Origin of the sequence: Flavobacterium sp., from assembly GCF_031423415.1 — a bacterium.
Taxonomy (GTDB): Bacteria; Bacteroidota; Bacteroidia; order Flavobacteriales; family Flavobacteriaceae; genus Flavobacterium.
Genome location: NZ_JANPFL010000093.1, coordinates 1 through 19,656 on the forward strand (window position 1 = coordinate 1; position 19,656 = coordinate 19,656).

Here is a 19,656-nt window from a genome sequence, read left to right on the forward strand (position 1 = left end):
TTGTGTAGAAACATAATTACAAGAGTAATGTTTTTCTAAAATTAATTTTACGCATTCAAGCTTAAATGCATAATCATACTTGACTTTTCTTTCCATAAAAATACCCCCAAATAGTGTCTAACTTTTTGGGGGCAGTCTAAAATTAGGTTTTTTTATGTGGTATTTTCTAGCTTATTTTATAATCATACTTTTATTTTTTTTTGATAAAGTTTAGTAAAAGGAAAATAATTCACTAAACCTTATATCAAAATATCACTCTCCAAGTCTGATTTTTCTATCGTAAAATCAAAACCCAATTGTTTTACTAATTGAATCACGAGGTTTTTATACCAGTTTTCGGATTTAGGATGAATGTAGATTTTTTCGATTAATTGGTTGATGTCCACATTTATTTTTAGCCCATCATTCAATTTAATGTTGCTTTGGGTAACATCCGAAATGATGCGAACCTCTCTTTCGTACTGAAAACTTTTTCGCTTGAACAAAAAAGGAAAGAACATATCGTCAAACGGAATGTATTCTTTTTTGTAATCAATGTAGTTGACTTCGCCAATGTATTGATCGTATTTTTTTTCGGGGATAAGTGCGTTTTGCAATCTTCCAATCGTAGATTGAATGGCTAAACCTTCGCTGTTTTGAGTGAAAATTTGCCACATGGCGAACGATTCGTATTCGTTGATATGCCAACTACTAACAGCTACTTTTTCGCGATGCGATTTGTAATATTGTAAAAATTCGGGATTGTTGATGGATAATTTTTTAATTTCTTCATAAGTTGGTTCGCTAAAAGTACCTTCATATTGGTCTTCAAATTTATCGGAACGAGACATAAATAACTTCTGTGACATCAACAAATCAAGAAACTTAGACAAGTCCAAGTATTTCCAAACAACAGTGTTAGGGTCTTCTGGAAGCTTGATGTTTTTGTTATTGAGGTACATTTTTTAAATCAAAATTTAGAATTAAAAATTAAAAATCCGTCAAAATCTGTGTCTTCGCAAAGCGAATCCGTTTTATCAGCGTACCATTAAGTCAGATTATTCAAAAGACTGCAATGTCACTAATTTGTTATAGGTTCTATTCAGCGCAATTAATTCTTCGTGAGTTCCTTGCTCCACAATTTTTCCTTTTTGCATCACCACAATTTTGTCCGCTTTTTGAATGGTCGAAAGGCGGTGTGCAATCACAATTGAAGTTCTGTTTTGCATCATATTTTCGAGTGCGATTTGTACAAATTTTTCGCTTTCAGTGTCCAATGCCGATGTAGCTTCATCCAAAATCATTATCGGTGGGTTTTTCAAAACGGCTCGTGTAATGGACAATCGTTGTTTTTGCCCACCCGAAAGTTTGTTTCCGCTATCGCCAATGTTGGTGTGAATTCCGTTTGGCAAATCTTTTACAAATTCATAAGCATTGGCAATTTTCAAAGCTTCGATAATTTCTTCGTCTGATGCGTCCAATTTCCCTAATGAAACATTGGCTTTTATAGTGTCATTAAACAATATGCTGTCTTGCGTTACTAATCCCATCAAACCACGCAGCGAATGTAAACTAAGGTCTTTTATGTCAATGCCATCAATGGAAATCGTGCCTTCATTCACGTCGTAAAAACGAGTCAATAAATTGGCAATCGTACTTTTTCCGCTTCCAGATTGTCCAACGAGTGCAACGGTTTGCCCTTTTTTAACTTCGAGTGAAAAATCCTTTAAAACCGCTTCTTCCTCATATTTGAAATTGATATTTTTTAATGCTATTTTGTCTTCAAAAGTGGTTTTGGCAACTGCATTTTCCTTGGACGTAATTTCGTTTTCGACTTCTAAAACTTCAAAAACCCGTTCAGCTGCAGCCAACCCATTTTTCACTGCATACGATGCTTTTGAAATGGCTTTGGCAGGAGTAAGAATGTTAAAGGCTAAGGTGAGGTATACGATAAAAGCTGCGCCGTCAAGGGTTTTGTCAATTAGAACTAAATTTCCGCCATACCAAAGCAAGGCCGCAATAGTGGTAATGCCCAAAAATTCACTCAAGGGTGTTGCTAAATTATTTTTGTCTCCAATGCTGTTTGATAAATTCAATAATCGAGTTACCGAATCGTTAAATCTGCTTTTGAAATTAGCTTCGGCATTGTAGCTTTTTATCACTTTTAAACCGCCTAAACTTTCATCTACAATTGAAATAAGGAAACCACTTTCTTTTTGTGCCTGCAAGGATTGAGCTCTCAAATTTTTGGCAATTTTTGAAATTATTAATCCTGAAAGAGGAATGAAGACCAAAACGAACAACGTTAGTTTCACGCTTATGAAAAACATTGTAACTACAGCAAAAACTATTGTTAAAGGTTCTTTGACCACAAGCTCCAATACTGAAAAAAATGAATTTTGAACTTCATTGACATCGCCAAGCATTCGAGCCATAATGTCGCCTTTTCTTTTTTCAGAATAATAGGAGATGGGCAATTCAACGATTTTATCATACATTGATTTTCGTAAATCTCGCAACACGCCATTTTTGAGGTGCATTATATGATGGGATGCCAAGTAATTAAATAAATTTTTGAACAAAAAAGTGGTAATTACCAATGAAACCACTAATAAAAGAGCCAGTTGTGGGCCACTTTCTTTCGTCAATTCAGAAATTTTAAAATATAATAAATCAGTTCCATAGTCTTTTATATTCCCAATACCCGTATATATTGGCGCTTTGTCAATAGTTTTGGTTTTACCAAAAAGTACTTGCAATACTGGAAGCAGTGTTAGCATTGAAATGGTGCTAAAAAAAGCATACAAAATGTTGTAGGTCACATTCCAAAAGATGTGAGATTGATACGGTTTTGTAAAAGGAATTAGTTTTAATAAATTTTTGTCCATTAGTTTAATTGCATTGCAACAATAATGTTATTTATTTTTTTGGTTAAAATGCTTTCTACTTTTGTGAAATTTTCTATGCTGTCCAGTTCGGTGTTTACGCTGATGTAAAATTTAATTTTTGGTTCGGTGCCACTTGGTCTGGCACAAATTTTAGAACCATCTTCTGTGTAATAAATCAACACATCCGATTTTGGAATGTTCATGGTTTCTTCTTCGCCAGTCAATAAATTTTTAGCAACAGATGATTTATAATCTTCCAACATAATCACACGTTGCCCGTTGATTTCTTTTACCGGATTTTCACGCATAGTAACCATCATTTGGTTGATTTCGGCTAAACCATCCATTCCTTTTTTGGTAAGAGAAATCAAATGTTCTTTATAAAAACCGTGTTCTACATATAATTGTTGTAATTCTTTATAAATTGAGCTTCCGCTTGCTTTGGCTTGAGCCGCCAATTCACAAATTAATAAAGTGGCTGCAACGGCATCCTTATCACGAACGGCATCGCCTACCATAAAACCAAAACTTTCCTCCCCACCGCCAATAAATTCCAATTCAGGAAAATCCTTAATCATTTTGGCAATCCATTTGAAACCGGTCAAACCTACTTTGCATTCTACGCCGTATGCTGTCGCCAATTCCATTATCATTGGAGTGGAAACAATAGTCGAGCCCACAAATTGTTTTCCATTGATTTTGCCCGCTTTTTTCCATTCTTTCAATAGAAAAGCAGTCATCAAAATCATCGTTTGATTTCCATTCAGCAAGGTCATTTTGCCTTCGTTATCTCGAACAGCAACACCCAATCTATCACAATCTGGATCAGTTCCAACAACAATATCAGCGTTGGTTTTGTCTGCCAATGCCAATGCCAAGGTCAATGCTTCTGGCTCTTCTGGATTTGGAGATTTTACGGTTGGAAAGTCACCATTTGGCACTCTTTGTTCTTCAACAATATTCACGTTTGTATAACCGGCTTGCGCAAATGTATCGGGAATCAATGTTATGGATGTTCCGTGCAAGGAGGTAAAAACAATATTCAGTTTTTCTTTGGCTTCAGCCGCAGTTCCAAAACTAGCATTCTCTATAGTCGATTTGATGAAAGCTTGGTCAATTTCAGTGTCTATATATTGAATCAAATTTTCATTAGCTTCAAACTTGATTTGGTTGTAATTCAAATTTTCAATCGTGTTAATAATGTCTCCATCTTGCGGAGGAACGATTTGTCCACCATCTTGCCAATATACTTTGTAACCGTTGTATTCCGGCGGATTGTGAGAAGCGGTCAGTACAATTCCGCATTGGCAACCCAAATATTTTAAGGCAAAAGACAATTCTGGAGTTGGTCGCAAATCCGAAAATAAATACACTTGTATGCCATTTGCGGAGAAAACATCGGCAACCAGTTTAGCCAACGATTTACTATTATGACGACAATCAAAAGCGATAACGGCTTTCAAAGGCTGGTTTGGAAATGCAATTTTCAAATAATCCGAAAGTCCTTGGGTGCTTTTTCCCAAGGTATATTTATTAATACGATTGTTTCCAACACCCATAACACCGCGCATTCCTCCAGTTCCGAATTCTAGATTTTTATAAAAACTTTCTTCTAAATCTTTTGGCGACGAAGTCATCATTTCGATAACTGCTTCTTGTGTTTTTGCGTCAAATGTTGGCGTAAGCCATTCGTTTACTGCGTCTAAAATGTTTTGTTTGATTTCCATTTTATCTATTTTTTAAAATTTGTATGTCTTCTTTAGTATTTTTTGAGGTCACAAATTGTGACCTCAAAATTAATGGTATCACAATTTGTGGCACCGTTAATTTATTTCCTTCGAAACTTTATAACGTTCCTCATTATTCTTGGTTCTCAAAATGATTTCACCTAGAAATCCTGCCAAAAACAGTTGGGTTCCTAAAACCATCGTGGTTAGCGAAATGTAAAACCAAGGATTATTGGTCACCAAATCATAAGGCAAACGGTGATATAACTTATATAGTTTCATAAAACCAATGAAACCAGCCGCAATAAATCCAATCATAAACATCACAGAACCCATTGCCCCAAACAAGTGCATTGGTCTTTTTCCAAAACGAGAAAGAAACCAAATCGTGATTAAATCCAGAAAACCATTGACAAAACGATTCATTCCAAATTTAGTTTCGCCGTATTTCCGAGCTTGATGTTGCACTATTTTTTCGCCAATTTTTCCAAACCCAGCATTTTTTGCCAAAACCGGAATGTAACGATGCATTTCTCCTGAAACCTCAATATTTTTTACAACTATATTTTTGTAAGCTTTCAATCCACAATTAAAATCATTTAATTCTACACCCGAAGTTTTTCGGGCTGCCCAATTGAATAATTTGGAAGGAAGATTTTTGGCAACAACTGAATCATATCGTTTCTTTTTCCAACCCGAAACTAAATCGAAATTTTGGGAAGTAATCATTTCATATAATCCAGGAATCTCTTCTGGACTGTCCTGCAAGTCAGCATCCATCGTGATGATGACATTGCCTTGAGCTTTGGCAAAACCAGCGTGCAAGGCTTGTGATTTTCCAAAGTTTTTCATAAAGCGAATGCCTTTGATATTCAAATTTTCGGAGGCTAATTCTTCGATAATTGTCCAAGAATTATCAGAACTTCCGTCATCAATGAAAATTACTTCGTACGAGTAGTTGTTCGACTTCATCACCGAGATAATCCAAGTGTACAATTCTTTGATTGATTCGTCTTCGTTAAGAAGCGGAATAAGTATGGATAAATTCATTTATTTTTTATTCTTGAGTAGGTTTGCTTTTAAAGATTAAAGCCAATAGCAACCCAAAAAGAGCACTTCCAGCAATACTAAAAGCAGATCCTTTAATTAATTCAATGGTAGAATACGGATTGCTTTCTTGCATTTTTTTGACAGCTTCATTTATTGCAGATGATGGAGCTCCAAATTTTTGCATAGTTTCGGCAGTATATTTAATGACAATTTCATTTATTGCATCCTTTGCCGAAGGGTCTATAAAATTAAAAAGAAGTATATTGAAACCTACAGAAATCAATATTCCAATCACAGCAGAGATGAAGTAAGTTGTAAAAGCTTCTTTAAATGAGAAAATGCCTTTTAATTCTTTTTTAGTTTTTGCTAATAAAATTATTCCAATAATAATATAAACTGCGATAATTATAATTCCAAGCCACCATTTTACAAATAAATTCAAATCGATTGAATAAATAGCTGTTGTTATTAATGCGCTAACTACACCGGTAATAATTCCATAGGAAATGCCGTTTTTCTTAATGATCTCATTCATAATCAAAAGTTTTTTTTTAATAATCTACAAATATAACAATTCCCAATTTATTCAAGGGTAAAAATCGTTTTTTACGCCTAGAAAAAAAAGTAATTTAAAGATTTGATTATTGAAAAATTAGTGTAAATTTGCAAACTCAAAATAAATAATAGGATTTAAACAAAACGGGTAGTTGCATTTACACCTTTTTCGAAAGTCGGGAAAGCTTCAAAATTAAAACACTCAAAAAAATAAAAAAAATAAAGATGAAAAAAGGAATTCACCCAGAAAATTACAGATTAGTTGCCTTTAAAGACATGTCAAATGAAGACGTTTTTATCACTAAATCTACTGCAGATACAAGAGAAACAATCACTGTTGACGGTGTTGAATATCCAGTTGTGAAAATGGAGATTTCTAGAACATCTCATCCTTTTTATACAGGTAAATCTAAACTTATTGATACTGCAGGACGTATTGATAAATTCAAAACTAAATACGCTAAACACGGTAAATAATATTTATCGGTTTTTAAATTATATAAAACTCTCCTTCCGAAACTTCGGAATTGGGGAGTTTTTTTATTTTTATTGCTATCCAAAACTTTGTAACTTTGTCAATATCAAACAAGAGATTTCAGTTTCATTTTTCAGTCCAAAACTGCTGAAATCTAAAATCTAAAATCTAAAATCTAAAATCTAAAATCTAAAATCTAAAATCTGAAATCTGAAATGAATTATATACTTTTTGACGGTCCTGCAAGAAACGCACTACTACCTTTTACCTTTACACGTCCAGTTGCAGATATTCTTATTGGTATTATGACAATTCGTCAAAAGTGGGAAATACGTTTAGGATCTACCACGACGACTTTAACCGAGGAATATTTATCCGAAAAATTCCCAATGGTCGAAATGGAAGAAAACGTAATGATAAACGCTTCCTTCCTTCCCAATACAATTTTGGCGGAAATGGTGAGTAATCTTTCGTCAAATCAAGCCATTTTTAAAGGAGAGGATGTAATTGCGTTTTACACAGACGAAAATCAGGAAGGAGTAGATTTTGACACTTATGAAATTATAGAATTTGAAGGCGATTGCATCAGAGTTGAACATACTTGGGATATTTTTTCTAAAAATGATGCTGCGATTCGCCAAGATTTCCAACTTTTGACTGAGGACAGAAAATCGCAACCGATTCCGAAGAGTGTTAATGTAATTTCCAAAGAAAATATATTTATTGAAGAAGGAGCAAAGCTGGAATTTGTAACCTTGAACGCTTCTTCAGGTCCCATTTATATAGGAAAAGATTCCGAAATAATGGAAGGCTCGGTCATTCGTGGTCCTTTTGCTTTATGTGAAGGAGCTGTAGTGAAGCTGGCTACAAAGATTTACGGAGCAACGACTGTTGGGCCACATTCCAGAATTGGTGGCGAAGTTAATAATTCCGTTTTGTTTGGCTATTCCAATAAAGGGCACGATGGGTTTTTAGGGAATTCTGTGCTGGGGGAATGGTGTAATATAGGTGCCGATAGTAATAATTCCAACCTAAAAAACAATTATGAAGAAGTCAAACTGTGGAGTTACAAAACCGAAGGTTTTGCAAAAACAGGGCTTCAATTTTGTGGATTAATGATGGGTGATCATAGCAAATGCGGTATCAATACTATGTTCAACACAGGAACCGTGGTAGGAGTTAGCGCAAATATTTTTGGATCTGGATTTCCACGGAATTTTGTACCGAGTTTTTCTTGGGGAGGTGCGTCAGGATTTACGACTTACATTACGAAAAAAGCTTTTCAAACCGCTCGTTTGGTAATGAGTCGACGAAGTGTAGATTTCGATGAAAAAGAAGCTGCTATTTTGCAACACATTTTTGAGGAATCCAAAAAATGGAGGAATGAATAAGTCTTAAATTTTCATTTTTAGCGTTAGTTTAAATTAAAATATCCGATATTTTACATACACAACAATGTAAATTATCGGATATTTTATATAGTGCACAATGTAAATTATCGGATAATTTTAAAAAAAATATTTAAAATATCGGATATTTTATAATTTGTCGTACCTTTGTGGGATGATAAAGCGAAAAAAAAAGACCATAATTGCGGAACATCTTTCAAAAAAAGAGTTTACAATTCTTATTGGCGCTAGGCAAATAGGGAAGTCAACGCTGTTGAAACAATTGTATGATGATTTGCACCAAAAAGCCGAAGCGGTTTATTTCTTGAATTTAGACCGAAAAGAAATCTTAGACGAATTAAACGAAAGCCCAGAAAATTTATTCAAACTTTGTCCGTTGCAAAAAGATAAAAAGATCATTGTTTTTATTGATGAAATTCAATACCTCGATGACGCAACCAATTTTATTAAATTGCTTTTCGATGAATATTCAAACAAATTAAAAATCGTTGCCACAGGAAGTTCTGCATTTTATATTGACAAGCAATTTAATGATTCGCTTGTGGTTAGAAAGAAAATTTTTCATATGGGAACTCTCGATTTTGAAGAGTTTTTACTTTTTAAAGGGCGAAATGATTTGGTCGAAGAAGTCTTGAAACTCAAAAACAGGAAGAAAGTAAAGTCTATTCAAGAGAATGTACTTTGGGGCTTTATGGATGAATTTGTAAATTATGGTGGTTATCCCGCTGTGGTTTTAGAAAATGATATCAATCAAAAAATAGAATTGCTCAAAGACATTCGAGATTCATTTATTAAACGTGATATTCTAGAATCTGGAATTACAGACGAAAGTAAGTTTTTTCGAATGCTGATGCTTTTAGCCAGTCAATCTGGAAATTTACTAAATGTAAACGAAATCTCGAATACATTACGGATTACCAATGCTACGGTTGAAAATTATTTGTATATTTTACAAAAATGTTTCCACATTACTTTAGTAAAACCATTTTACAACAATTTGCGGAAAGAATTAACAAAAATGCCTAAAGTGTATATCAACGATTTGGGCTTGCGAAACGTATTGATCAATTATTTTTCACCTTTAGAACAGCGAGCTGATAAAGGAATGGTTTTGGAAAACCTATCTTTTCGATTGCTTTCCGAAAGGTTTGACCAAGATCAAATAAAATATTGGCGCACCGCCGACGGAAATGAAGTTGATTTTGTTATAGAAAGTTCTTATTTGAAAGGTTTTGCAGTGGAAGTAAAGTTCAATGAGCAAGAAGTAAAATTAAGTAAATACAATAAATTCGTTCAAAATTACCCTGATTTTCCATTGGAATTTTGGTGGTGGAAAAAAATGGATTTGATGTTTTAACCTGCAAGATTTATAAAACCTTGTAGGTTTTTTTATTTATGTGTAAATTTGCACACTTAATTTTTTGACAACGATTTCATTAATTGGGTTATTTATGGAAAACAAATACGAGCTTACGCAAACAAGCCAAGCAAAAAAAGTGGCATTCTACACCTTAGGATGCAAATTGAATTTCTCCGAAACTTCTACTATTGCGAGAAATTTCCAAAACGAAGGTTTTGACCGTGTCGATTTTGAAGAAGTCGCTGATATGTATGTCATTAATACTTGCTCTGTGACTGAAAACGCCGATAAACAATTCAAGCAAATTGTTAGAAAGGCAATGAAATTAAACGATAAAGCTTTTATTGCGGCCGTTGGTTGTTATGCCCAATTAAAACCCGAAGAATTAGCCGCTGTTGATGGTGTTGATTTGGTTTTAGGTGCAACCGAAAAGTTTAAAATTACCGATTACATCAATGATTTATCCAAAAATGATTTTGGTGAAGTACATTCTTGTGAAATCGCAGAAGCTGATTTTTATGTAGGAAGTTATTCCATTGGTGACAGAACACGTGCTTTCTTGAAGGTGCAAGATGGTTGCGATTACAAATGTACCTATTGCACGATTCCATTGGCTAGGGGAATTTCCAGAAGTGACGAATTGGAAAATGTATTGAGGAACGCCAAAGAAATCTCGGTTCAAGGAATCAAAGAAATTGTCTTGACTGGCGTAAACATTGGCGATTACGGAAAAGGAGAATTTGGAAATAAAAAACACGAACACACTTTCTTGGAATTAGTTCAAGAATTGGATAAAGTAGAAGGAATTGAAAGATTGCGAATTTCATCCATTGAACCGAATTTATTGAAAAATGAAACCATCGAATTTGTGTCTAAAAGCCGAACTTTTGTGCCGCATTTTCATATTCCGTTGCAATCTGGCAGCAATGAAATCTTGAAGTTGATGAAACGCCGTTACCAACGGGAAGTCTATACCGAACGCGTCAATAAAATTCGGGAAGTGATGCCAGACGCTTGTATTGGCGTGGATGTAATTGTTGGCTTTCCTGGTGAAACCGATGAACATTTTCTAGAAACCTATCATTTTTTGAATGATTTGGCTATTTCCTACTTGCACGTTTTCACCTATTCTGAACGTGATAATACCGAAGCGGCCGAAATGACTGGAGTTGTTCCTGCCAATGTTAGAGCAAAAAGAAGTAAAATGTTACGTGGATTATCAGTAAAAAAACGCCGTGCGTTTTATGAAAGCCAAATTGGAACGAAAAGAACCGTTCTTTTCGAAACCGAAAATAAAGAAGGATACATTCACGGTTTTACCGAAAATTATGTTCGCGTAAAAACGCCTTGGAATCCAGCATTAGCCAATACTTTACAAGAAATCAACTTGACAAAAATTGATGAAGATGGGAGTGTGAGAATGGAGTTTACTTCGTCTGTTCGACCTGCGGTCTCGGGTTTGAATGTAGAAGTTTAAGAAATAATTACAAACATTCCAAAGCTTCCAGTCTGGCAAAGGCTGGAGGCTTTTTTATAAAGTCAATTTATAAATATTTGTTTCTAAAACTTCGGTGTCATTGTCTTCGCAAATAAGAAATTGGATTTCGGTTTCGGTTTTAGAGTAAAGTGTTAAACCTTCAAATTTATGGGAATCGGAGATTTTTTGTGTGAACTCGATTTCGAAAGTTTTGCTATTCAGTCGACCAATTATACTTCCAAAAATTTCGCCATCATCATAAGTAGAAGTGGTGTTTTCGGCTGTTGCCAAAAAATAAATTTTGTCCTCCACTAAAATGGCGTCGGTAAACGAAGTTTCTATGTGTTTGATTTTTGGCAATAGTACTTCGATAAACTCAGTGTCAAATTCAGTCTTGAGTGATTTAGTTTTAAAAATCCCGTTTCTGGAATTGACTCCGTTTCCTCTTTGAAATAAAAGCCAATTTTCCTCGCAGAATATTGCTCCTTCAATATTGAGTTCATCGTCTGAAATGGAATCAGTTTGTTTTAGATTTTGGTACAGTTTTGACAAACTTTTTTCATTTACTTCTTTGGTTTCAAGATTGTAGGTTAGTCTTTTTTCTCTTTTTGATGTGGAACCAGATCCCAAAATATGGAGTTTATTTCCTTTGAGAGCAATGGATTCAAAATCGAATTTATTCTTTTTGGGGATGTTTTCTTGGCCGTTATCTAAGATTGGAATTTTGGTCAATTTTTTTTCTTGTATGTAATATTCATAGAGAAAGGAGCTATTGTCTGAAATGATAAACAAGGAATTGTTTTTGTAAAATAGTCCCGATGCAGAACCAATGCCAGCGATTTGAAATTGTAATTCGAGTGTGAAATTTTCCATAAATGTTATTTTGAATGTGAATGCTTAGTCCTGACTGAATTGAAAATCCTCGCTTATTTGAAAGATTGCAACGCAGAGCGGTAAATTAGTTTTTGACAAACAATTTTTTTGCTTCTTTCCAAGGCATCAAATCTTCTCTTTGTATCCGATGGGATTGAATATTTGAAGAGAATTTTTTGGATTGTTTCATTGCTTCTAAATGGGTGCCATTTTTATAAAAATCGTTGATATCCTTTTCATTTTCCCATAAAGTCATGGTGTACCAAACTTTCAAATTCGGACTTCCGGTTACTTTGTGTTTTTTGCATTGGGTTTGTTGCAACTCTTTGATGATTTGCCCATTGAACTTAAAAAAAGCAATCAGTTTTGAATACGAAATTAACTCGATTTTAGTAACGGATATGATCATAAGATTCTACTTTTTAATTATTATTTACCAGACGAAAGGATTGACTTGGTCGAATTTTATTTCGTGTGGTACGAGGGTTATAGTTTGATAAAAGTATAAAAAACTACGTTGCAAACGCTCTGGTTGTATTATAAATTAAAATGGACACTCGTTGCAAACGAGCGCGAGTTGGAATACATTTTAGAAATTGTTGTTTTGACATAACAAAAAATATATAAAATTGCTGTTTATATTTAACAATATTTAATTATATTTGCTTTTTAAAAACAGCATTATGGAAGATCTTATTTTAGAATTTCAAGAAAAAATGGCTTTTGTATCTTTGAAATTTCAGCGGTATTTGATTGAAAAAATGGATTTGAATAACCGATTAATTGCCGTAAAAGGAGCTAGAGGTTCAGGAAAAACGACTTTATTGTTGCAAATTGCAAAAAGAAAATTACCGCTAAAAAGTACGCTTTATGTAAGTTTAGATCATATTTATTTTTTTGAAAATAAATTATATGATTTGGCCAAGCTGTTTGTGAAATTTGGAGGCACTCATTTATTGTTAGACGAAGTACATAAATATCCCAATTGGTCTAGAGAGATCAAATTAATTTATGACAATTTCCCCACTTTAAACATTGTTTTTACTTCTTCTTCGATGCTCGAAATTTACAAAGCCGAATCCGATTTGAGTCGAAGAGCAGTTTCTTATACTTTAAAGGAGTTGTCTTTTAGGGAATTTATTGAGTTGGATACCAATATCAAATTCCCCGTTTTTTCTTTGGAAGAAATTTTGAGTAACCACAACGAAATAGCTTCAAAAATGCTGGAAGAGATGAAGCCCTTGCCGCTTTTTGCGAAATATTTGCAAATAGGTGCTTACCCGTATTTTAAAGAAAGTGAGTATGATTATTCTCAAAAATTACGCAACACAATAAATTTAATCATCGAAATAGATATTAATGCTGTCGAAGATTTGAATTATGAAACCTTGGTCAAACTGAAAAAATTATTGATAGCTGTTGCAACGAGTGCGCCATTTACACCCAATATTACCAAGTTGAGTGAAAAAGTGGGCGTTTCTAGAAACACTTTGATTCAGGCGATAAAAATTCTAGACCGTGCAGGATTAGTAAACGAATTATACAAAGACACCTCTGGAATTGGCGTGTTGACAAAATCCGAAAAATTGTTTTTGAATAATACCAATTTGATGTATGCGTTGGCCAAAGAGAATATCAATATTGGGAATGTTAGAGAAACGTTTTTCCTAAATCAATTCAAGGATTTACACGAAATTAATCTGTCGGCTCAAGCCGATTTTCTGGTCAATAAAAAGTACACTTTCGAGATAGGAGGCAAAAACAAAACCAGGAAACAAATTGTCGATATTCCAGATTCCTACATTGCCGCAGCTATGATAGAAATAGGGTATGGGACTATAATTCCAGTTTGGCTGTTTGGGTTTATGTATTAGTCTCGGTTGTTGCTCTCGTTTGTTGGCACAGAATGCGCCCGAGCGACAGCTAACTGACGAAGTAATTCTGCGCTAGCGATTGTGGATATCCGAGCGGGGTTATTTGATTAATAATAAGGTTATTATTACAGCTGGTGGTAAAACAATTAAAAGGTGATATAGAAATGCAGTTCGAACATAATAAACCGTCTTGATTTTAAGAACAGAAAATGTTGAAAGATTATGATATTTAGCTGTAGTTGTTTTAAAACGGTCATTGTCGATTTGCTGATGATTTTCGTGTCTTTCTAAAACTCTCTGATAAGCATCTGAAAGCTCTCTAGTAAACTTTTCTTTATCTTGAATAGTTTGGTTTTCAGTCATTGTTTTGTATATCCTAAGTTCATTATAAATTTTAGAAAGTTCTAGACCACAATTATGAAATTCCTTAGCTTTCATAGTGAAATCTTTAGCATTTTCAATCTGACCAAAGACTAATATTAAAATTGAAAGACAAGTTATAGAATATGCTATTAAGTTTTCATTTAAAGTATTGAAATTAATATTATATACAGAAAGTAATCCTACTGCTGTCAAATAAACCGAAAGAATACTAATAGACAAATTAGAAAGCCGAGATATTTTTGTTAGTCTTGTACTCGCATTAAATCTACTTCCTTTTGTTGACCAAATCTTGTAATTTAACTCTTCTAAAAAAGTTTTATCTAGATAATCTTTGTGAGTTTTTCCTTCCACGATAAATGTTTATGGTTTTTATGTTATTGTTATACTACCTTTAATTTTACTGATACTACGAGGATGAATTAATCCTTATTTTAAAATACGATAAAAATGCTAATTCTACTAAATTGGCCGACAGTTGAGTAGGTTGTTGATTACTTGTTTTTTAACTGTTTAAATCATTTTCATTTGGTTTTGGATAGGGAAAACCTGTATTATCCAAAATCTCAAGTTTCCATTTGTTCTTCTCATTGTGCCATTTTTTACTTCTATGTCTAAGCGAAGAAACTTTATCTCTATAGGATGTTATCAGATCCTTTTCTGTTTCCGTAATATTCTTTTTAGGTGGTTGAGAGTCGATAAATTGTAACTCATTCCAATTTTTTATGGTTTCTTCAACGCTTTCTCTATGTTTTTGTTTTTCCCATTCCCATTCAACTCCATTTCTTAAAAGTAAGTCTCCAAGCATTTCTTCTCTTATTGGAGATAGAAACCTTTTAACTTTACCTCTACTACCTTTCAGTTTTAAAGTCATCTGATCATTAAGCCATTTACCTACTTTTGTCGTTTGGGGTGGTACTGTTTTATAGTTTACAGATTCACTGTAATAATTTTCTAAACTGGCTAAATTGTCTATCCATTCATCATCTTTTGGTCTGCTTCCCATATTAAATGCTTCCCATAAAAAATTTATGGAATTCATTTCTTCTTCTTCATAATCTGTCCATTTTGGTGGGTAATTACCTTTTCTTCTTTGTTTCTGCGTTGCACACCAAGTTCCTAATTGATAATATTTGTTGTTTTTGTCTTTAAATTGTGGCACGTGGGTAAACTTACCAAATGGATCGACCAATTTCTTAAAAACTTTTAATTGTTCAAATTTATTATTCCAAATCATTAACCTTCTTCGCTCTTTACCTTCGCCAAATGGAAAATCAACAACAAGTAATCTCTCAAATATTTCCTCAGGTAATTCGTCATTTCTGAAATAATCGGTCATTCTACGATACCAATTATATAGTTCTCTATCATCTGTATGGTTACTTACAACGCCACTTGAATTTATAGTTTTAGTATAAGTAATATACTTCTCAATAAACAAGTCAAAAATTTCGTATTCACGATCAGTAAAATTCACATTTCGCGGTTTTAATTCTGTCGTAATTTGCTCAAAACCTGAATTAATATCAAATTCAGTAACTGTTAGAGTTCCATTTTCGTCAGGATTTTCATCATCATTAATTTTATTTTCTTTTATCGAATTTCCTATTCCCTTTTGAGAGTAGACTAAATTGTCTGAAACAAGTTTTTCAATTAATTCAGCTGTTAATCTTGAAAGTTGCTTAGATTTTAAGTTTAGTAATTCGGAGAAGTTGGTTTTAATTTCGCTAAGAAGTTTTTCGCCTTGTTTATCAGTTTTGGTTCTGAAATCAATTTGAACAGAAGCCTCTATATTAGTTTTAATTCCTGAATTTGTCAGATTTGATGAACCAATGATGACTCTTGTAAAAATAGGGCCTTCAAAAAGATATATTTTAGGGTGATAAGTTATGTAATCTCTTTTGTCATGAAATATATAAGTCTCAATATTCTCTTTTAATAAAAGTTCAAGAGCTTCCTTTGAAGTCCCCATATTATCAACTCCTATAAAAAAACGTAATTGAGAATAATTATTTGAAGCTAATTTCAAGTTTTTTAGAATTGTTAAAACTCCTGACATAGCAGCAAAAGCGACAAAACCGTTAAAACAATTATATTTATTGTCAGCCAATGAAACTACAATTTGTTTCCCAACATTGAATTTGTTTTCTGAATTAAGCCCGTGTCCTAAAAATGTTGCTTTCATTTATTCGTTTTTCAAATATACATCCTTAACAACGAAAATACTGATTAATTCCTATAAAATTTTATAACATTTTCAAAATTAACTCCTTTTTAATCAGGAACTTTACGGGAAACCGTAAAAGGGTGTTTTTTCTTGTAATTTTTTTAGTTTCCAATTCGTCCGTTCGAGTGTCCCGATACAATCGGGATGTATCGAGAACTCTAGTTTTGTATACTTCTCGATACAATCCCGCCCAAAAGCGGGACCACTCGAAGAGACGATCGAAGGATTATTTTTTGGCATTGATTTGTTGTTGTATCCACGATATTCTTTCCATCAATTTTTCAAAAGAAAGCGAGTTGCCGTAAATCATATTTTGTTGCATTATTTCGTAATCTTTTTGCCATTCCTTTAGCTTGCTTGCTGGGGGAATAATACTGATTTTTGATGGCGAATGATTCGTATAATCAATGCCTCTAATAGGAGTAATGGTGCTTCTGTGATTTACAATTCCTTGATATAAAGAATCATTTGAAATGGCTCTTTCAAAATAAGGGGTATCTATTAGTTTTTCTAAATCGTACAGATGTCGGCTCAATCTATCCGTGCGAATTTTATCCGTAGGTTTTTGAAATTCTTCGTGCAAAAGAAATACTTTTTCCAGAAAGGTGCGTTCTGGATTTACGGTTGCTACCGTAATGGGCTGGTCAGCAAAAGATTGATTAGGATAATGTGCTCCTACAAAAGAAGAAAATACTCTTGGAGAACAAGGTTCCATCAAAGAGCGACTGCCAATTTCGACTAATATACGGGGTTTTAGGTACGCTGATGTTGGACTTAGTTCGGGATAGTAGATTTCGATAATTAAGGGGTCTTGGTCGGTATCTTTTGTTGGTGCTAATTGTATTTTTAAATCGGTAAAACCTGCTTTTTCAAATTTGTCTTTTAGTTGAGAGAAAAAAACGGTAGAGATAAATTGGAAGGAAGCCTTACGTAATTTAGTGACTTGGGATTTGCTCATTTCGGTATCAAAACCTAAATATCTTCTATCTAGAGCCAAATCGATATCTTCCGAGAAACGTTCAATTGCATTCCACGCTTTGCTTAATGAAGTTCCTCCTTTGAAAACAATGTGCGGTGCACAATCCATTGTAAAAATTAATCCCAATGTTTGGGTCACCCACCAATCCTTTTCAATCGCTTGAATGGGAAGCCCTGTTTTTTTCTTGGTTTCTTCAAAAATCTGAAGTTTATCTGTTTTTGATAACTTTTGCCAGTGTAAAATGTATTCTCTATTCATTTAACTAATGCTTTTCTCATTATTTTTCTAGCCCATTCTGGAGCCAGTGCCATATCGTGTTCTAAAACGTCTTGTTTCTCTTGTTGGAGTAATGTTATAATTTTATTTTCTTCTTCGGGGACTATCTTGTTTTTGCCAATTGCTTTCAAAGCTTGTATCACCAAACTACTGATGGTTCCTTTTGCGGTTAGATTTTTAGGCGTTACTTTCTTTAATAGTATGGTTTGTTTACCCAGAACAATCTTTCGTGCTGCACCATCGGTAAGATAGACTAACTTCATAGGAACTTGTGTGGAAAGTCCTAATTTGTTTAAGGCCAAATAGCCTGTTGGTACAATACGTGCTTTATCTCTTTTGGCAATAGCCCGAATGACTTCTTCAGCACTAGGTAATACAAAACCAAAAAGGCGACTCTTTTTGGGTCGCGTATAAATTCCGAGTGCCACTCGTGTAATTTCTCCACTAGCTGCTAATCGTTCTAGGGTTTTGTTTACCGTTTTGGCATTGCTTTTAGAGATGAAATTCTCCGTAAAAAAAAGGATGCCTCTTCGGTATTTTTTGATTTCTAAAAGGATAGTTTCTTTCGCAATTTCCTTCATTTTAGCGTGATTTTATGTCACAAATATAGTAAATATTTGTGACGTTAAAGTGTTTTGTTTAAAAACAGTTTACATTTCTTTAAACTCCTTTAAGTTATGGTTTTATGATTACTTTATTGTCGCACATTTAGGATAAATTTGCGACAAAAATTAAAGTTTTTTTTGAAATTTATTCTTGTATTTGAAATTCTTGATTTCGTCACAAATAAGACCATTTTTTGTGACAAATTCTTTTAGGGTTTATGTCTTTTTTTACAGGTCTTTCTATAATCACAAACGTGAATTTAGCACAATTCCCTAGCCCTGATGGAAGCGGCATCCTTTTTCTGGCCTCGTTTTTTTTTAACGAGACTAGAAAAAGATACAGCGGACAGCAGGAAATGGCTCCTGAAAAAAATCTAAAATCTGCAATCTAAAGTCTACAATCTTTTCACTAAATTTGCACTCCAAATAAAAGGAATAAGAATATGTTAGATAGACTTCAATATGTAAAGCAGCGTTTCGACGAGATTTCGGATTTGGTGATTCAACCCGATGTGATTGCCGATCAAAAGCGTTATGTGCTACTGAATCAGGAATACAAAAGCATCAAAGCTTTGGTGGAGAAAAGAGAAGAATACATTTTAGTTTTAGCCAATATTGAGGAAGCCAACGAAATAATTGCTGACGGAAGTGATGCGGATATGGTCGAAATGGCCAAGATGCAACTCGAAGAAGCCAAAGAAAGATTACCATCATTAGAAGACGAAATCAAGTTTATGTTGATTCCGAAAGATGAGGAAGATGCTAAAAACGTGATGGTCGAAATTCGCGCCGGAACGGGTGGCGATGAAGCGAGTATTTTTGCTGGAGATTTGTTCCGAATGTACACCAAATATTGCGAAGGAATGGGTTGGAGAACTTCGGTTGTGGATATGAACGAAGGAACTTCGGGTGGATTCAAAGAGGTAATTTTTGAAGTTACTGGCGAAGATGTTTACGGAACTTTGAAGTTTGAAGCAGGTGTTCACCGCGTACAACGGGTACCACAAACGGAAACTCAAGGGCGTGTTCACACCTCGGCAGCAACGGTTATGGTGCTTCCGGAAGCGGAAGAATTTGATGTACAAATTGATATGAACGATGTGCGTGTGGATTTCTTCTGTTCGTCAGGACCTGGAGGACAATCGGTAAATACCACGAAATCGGCGGTTCGTTTGACGCACATTCCAACAGGATTAGTAGCGCAATGTCAGGATCAGAAATCGCAACATAAGAATAAAGACAAGGCCTTAACGGTTTTGCGTTCTCGTTTGTACGAAATGGAATTGGCCAAAAAACAAGCGGAAGATGCTACGAAACGTACGTCGCAAGTGAGCTCGGGTGACCGTTCGGCTAAGATTAGAACGTACAATTATGCGCAAGGTCGTGTGACAGATCACAGAGTTGGTTTGACCTTGTACGATTTAGGAAATATTATGAATGGCGATATCCAGAAAATTGTTGACGAATTGCAATTGGTGAACAATATGGAGAAATTGAAAGAAGCGAGTGAGGTTTTTTAAA

At 34.2% G+C, this 19,656-nt stretch carries 18 protein-coding genes; 7 read left to right on the forward strand and 11 right to left on the reverse strand.

The genetic code is table 11. The features are described from left to right. Nucleotides 1-239: 239 nt before the first annotated feature. From RMO83_RS08255 to RMO83_RS08275, 5 genes are all read right to left on the reverse strand, one after another. Nucleotides 240-941, reverse strand: a complete 702-nt coding sequence (locus RMO83_RS08255) for a hypothetical protein (protein ID WP_310559203.1) — start codon at nucleotides 939-941, stop codon at nucleotides 240-242. A 96-nt stretch (nucleotides 942-1,037) separates the two neighbouring features. Next, nucleotides 1,038-2,867, reverse strand: a complete 1,830-nt coding sequence (locus RMO83_RS08260; RefSeq protein WP_310559204.1) for an ABC transporter ATP-binding protein — start codon at nucleotides 2,865-2,867, stop codon at nucleotides 1,038-1,040. Further along, complete coding sequence (locus tag RMO83_RS08265) at nucleotides 2,867-4,594, reverse strand: phospho-sugar mutase (RefSeq protein WP_310559205.1); 1,728 nt, start codon at nucleotides 4,592-4,594, stop codon at nucleotides 2,867-2,869. The genes RMO83_RS08260 and RMO83_RS08265 overlap by 1 nt, the downstream gene beginning before the upstream one ends. Before the next feature lie 96 nt (nucleotides 4,595-4,690). Then, nucleotides 4,691-5,644 (reverse strand): glycosyltransferase family 2 protein, encoded by a 954-nt coding sequence (locus tag RMO83_RS08270; protein WP_310559206.1) that lies wholly within the window; start codon nucleotides 5,642-5,644, stop codon nucleotides 4,691-4,693. Between the two features lie 7 nt (nucleotides 5,645-5,651). Beyond that, nucleotides 5,652-6,179, reverse strand: coding sequence for a DUF4199 domain-containing protein (locus RMO83_RS08275; RefSeq protein ID WP_310559207.1), 528 nt, complete (start codon nucleotides 6,177-6,179; stop codon nucleotides 5,652-5,654). A gap of 245 nt (nucleotides 6,180-6,424) precedes the next feature. Between RMO83_RS08275 and RMO83_RS08280 the strand changes: the two genes are divergently transcribed. The 4 genes from RMO83_RS08280 (at nucleotide 6,425) to mtaB (ending at nucleotide 10,920) form a co-directional block, all read left to right on the forward strand. Continuing rightward, nucleotides 6,425-6,676, forward strand: coding sequence for a type B 50S ribosomal protein L31 (locus tag RMO83_RS08280; protein ID WP_143391223.1), 252 nt, complete (start codon nucleotides 6,425-6,427; stop codon nucleotides 6,674-6,676). Between the two features lie 213 nt (nucleotides 6,677-6,889). Further along, nucleotides 6,890-8,065 (forward strand): GlmU family protein, encoded by a 1,176-nt coding sequence (locus tag RMO83_RS08285; protein WP_310559208.1) that lies wholly within the window; start codon nucleotides 6,890-6,892, stop codon nucleotides 8,063-8,065. A gap of 172 nt (nucleotides 8,066-8,237) precedes the next feature. Then, a complete protein-coding gene (locus tag RMO83_RS08290) occupies nucleotides 8,238-9,440 on the forward strand; it encodes an ATP-binding protein (protein ID WP_310559209.1) in 1,203 nt (400 codons plus the stop codon). Between the two features lie 94 nt (nucleotides 9,441-9,534). Beyond that, on the forward strand, nucleotides 9,535-10,920 hold the full coding sequence (gene mtaB, locus RMO83_RS08295) for a tRNA (N(6)-L-threonylcarbamoyladenosine(37)-C(2))-methylthiotransferase MtaB (protein WP_310559210.1): 1,386 nt from the start codon (nucleotides 9,535-9,537) through the stop codon (nucleotides 10,918-10,920). 54 nt (nucleotides 10,921-10,974) lie between these two features. Here mtaB and RMO83_RS08300 read toward each other — a convergent pair whose 3' ends face one another. Next, entirely contained in the window at nucleotides 10,975-11,793 is an 819-nt protein-coding gene (locus RMO83_RS08300) for a DUF6929 family protein (RefSeq protein ID WP_310559211.1), read from the reverse strand. Nucleotides 11,794-11,878: 85 nt separating this feature from the next. Then, on the reverse strand, nucleotides 11,879-12,202 hold the full coding sequence (locus RMO83_RS08305; protein ID WP_310559212.1) for a hypothetical protein: 324 nt from the start codon (nucleotides 12,200-12,202) through the stop codon (nucleotides 11,879-11,881). Nucleotides 12,203-12,476: 274 nt separating this feature from the next. Between RMO83_RS08305 and RMO83_RS08310 the strand changes: the two genes are divergently transcribed. After that, nucleotides 12,477-13,667 (forward strand): AAA family ATPase, encoded by a 1,191-nt coding sequence (locus RMO83_RS08310; RefSeq protein ID WP_310559213.1) that lies wholly within the window; start codon nucleotides 12,477-12,479, stop codon nucleotides 13,665-13,667. A 99-nt stretch (nucleotides 13,668-13,766) separates the two neighbouring features. Here RMO83_RS08310 and RMO83_RS08315 read toward each other — a convergent pair whose 3' ends face one another. The 4 genes from RMO83_RS08315 to RMO83_RS08330 form a co-directional block, all read right to left on the reverse strand. Then, nucleotides 13,767-14,402 (reverse strand): SLATT domain-containing protein, encoded by a 636-nt coding sequence (locus RMO83_RS08315; protein WP_310559214.1) that lies wholly within the window; start codon nucleotides 14,400-14,402, stop codon nucleotides 13,767-13,769. A 151-nt stretch (nucleotides 14,403-14,553) separates the two neighbouring features. Beyond that, nucleotides 14,554-16,233, reverse strand: a complete 1,680-nt coding sequence (locus RMO83_RS08320) for a phospholipase D-like domain-containing protein (protein ID WP_310559215.1) — start codon at nucleotides 16,231-16,233, stop codon at nucleotides 14,554-14,556. Between the two features lie 268 nt (nucleotides 16,234-16,501). Then, the gene (locus RMO83_RS08325) at nucleotides 16,502-17,512 is read right to left on the reverse strand and encodes a nucleotidyl transferase AbiEii/AbiGii toxin family protein (protein ID WP_310559216.1); all 1,011 of its coding nucleotides are present in this window, start codon (nucleotides 17,510-17,512) and stop codon (nucleotides 16,502-16,504) included. Further along, on the reverse strand, nucleotides 17,509-18,111 hold the full coding sequence (locus RMO83_RS08330; RefSeq protein WP_310559217.1) for a DUF6088 family protein: 603 nt from the start codon (nucleotides 18,109-18,111) through the stop codon (nucleotides 17,509-17,511). Before RMO83_RS08330 ends, RMO83_RS08325 begins: the two co-directional genes overlap by 4 nt. A gap of 242 nt (nucleotides 18,112-18,353) precedes the next feature. Between RMO83_RS08330 and RMO83_RS08335 the strand changes: the two genes are divergently transcribed. Beyond that, complete coding sequence (locus RMO83_RS08335) at nucleotides 18,354-18,527, forward strand: hypothetical protein (protein ID WP_310559218.1); 174 nt, start codon at nucleotides 18,354-18,356, stop codon at nucleotides 18,525-18,527. A gap of 51 nt (nucleotides 18,528-18,578) precedes the next feature. Continuing rightward, complete coding sequence (gene prfA / locus RMO83_RS08340) at nucleotides 18,579-19,655, forward strand: peptide chain release factor 1 (RefSeq protein WP_310559219.1); 1,077 nt, start codon at nucleotides 18,579-18,581, stop codon at nucleotides 19,653-19,655. The last annotated feature ends 1 nt before the right edge of the window (nucleotide 19,656 follow it).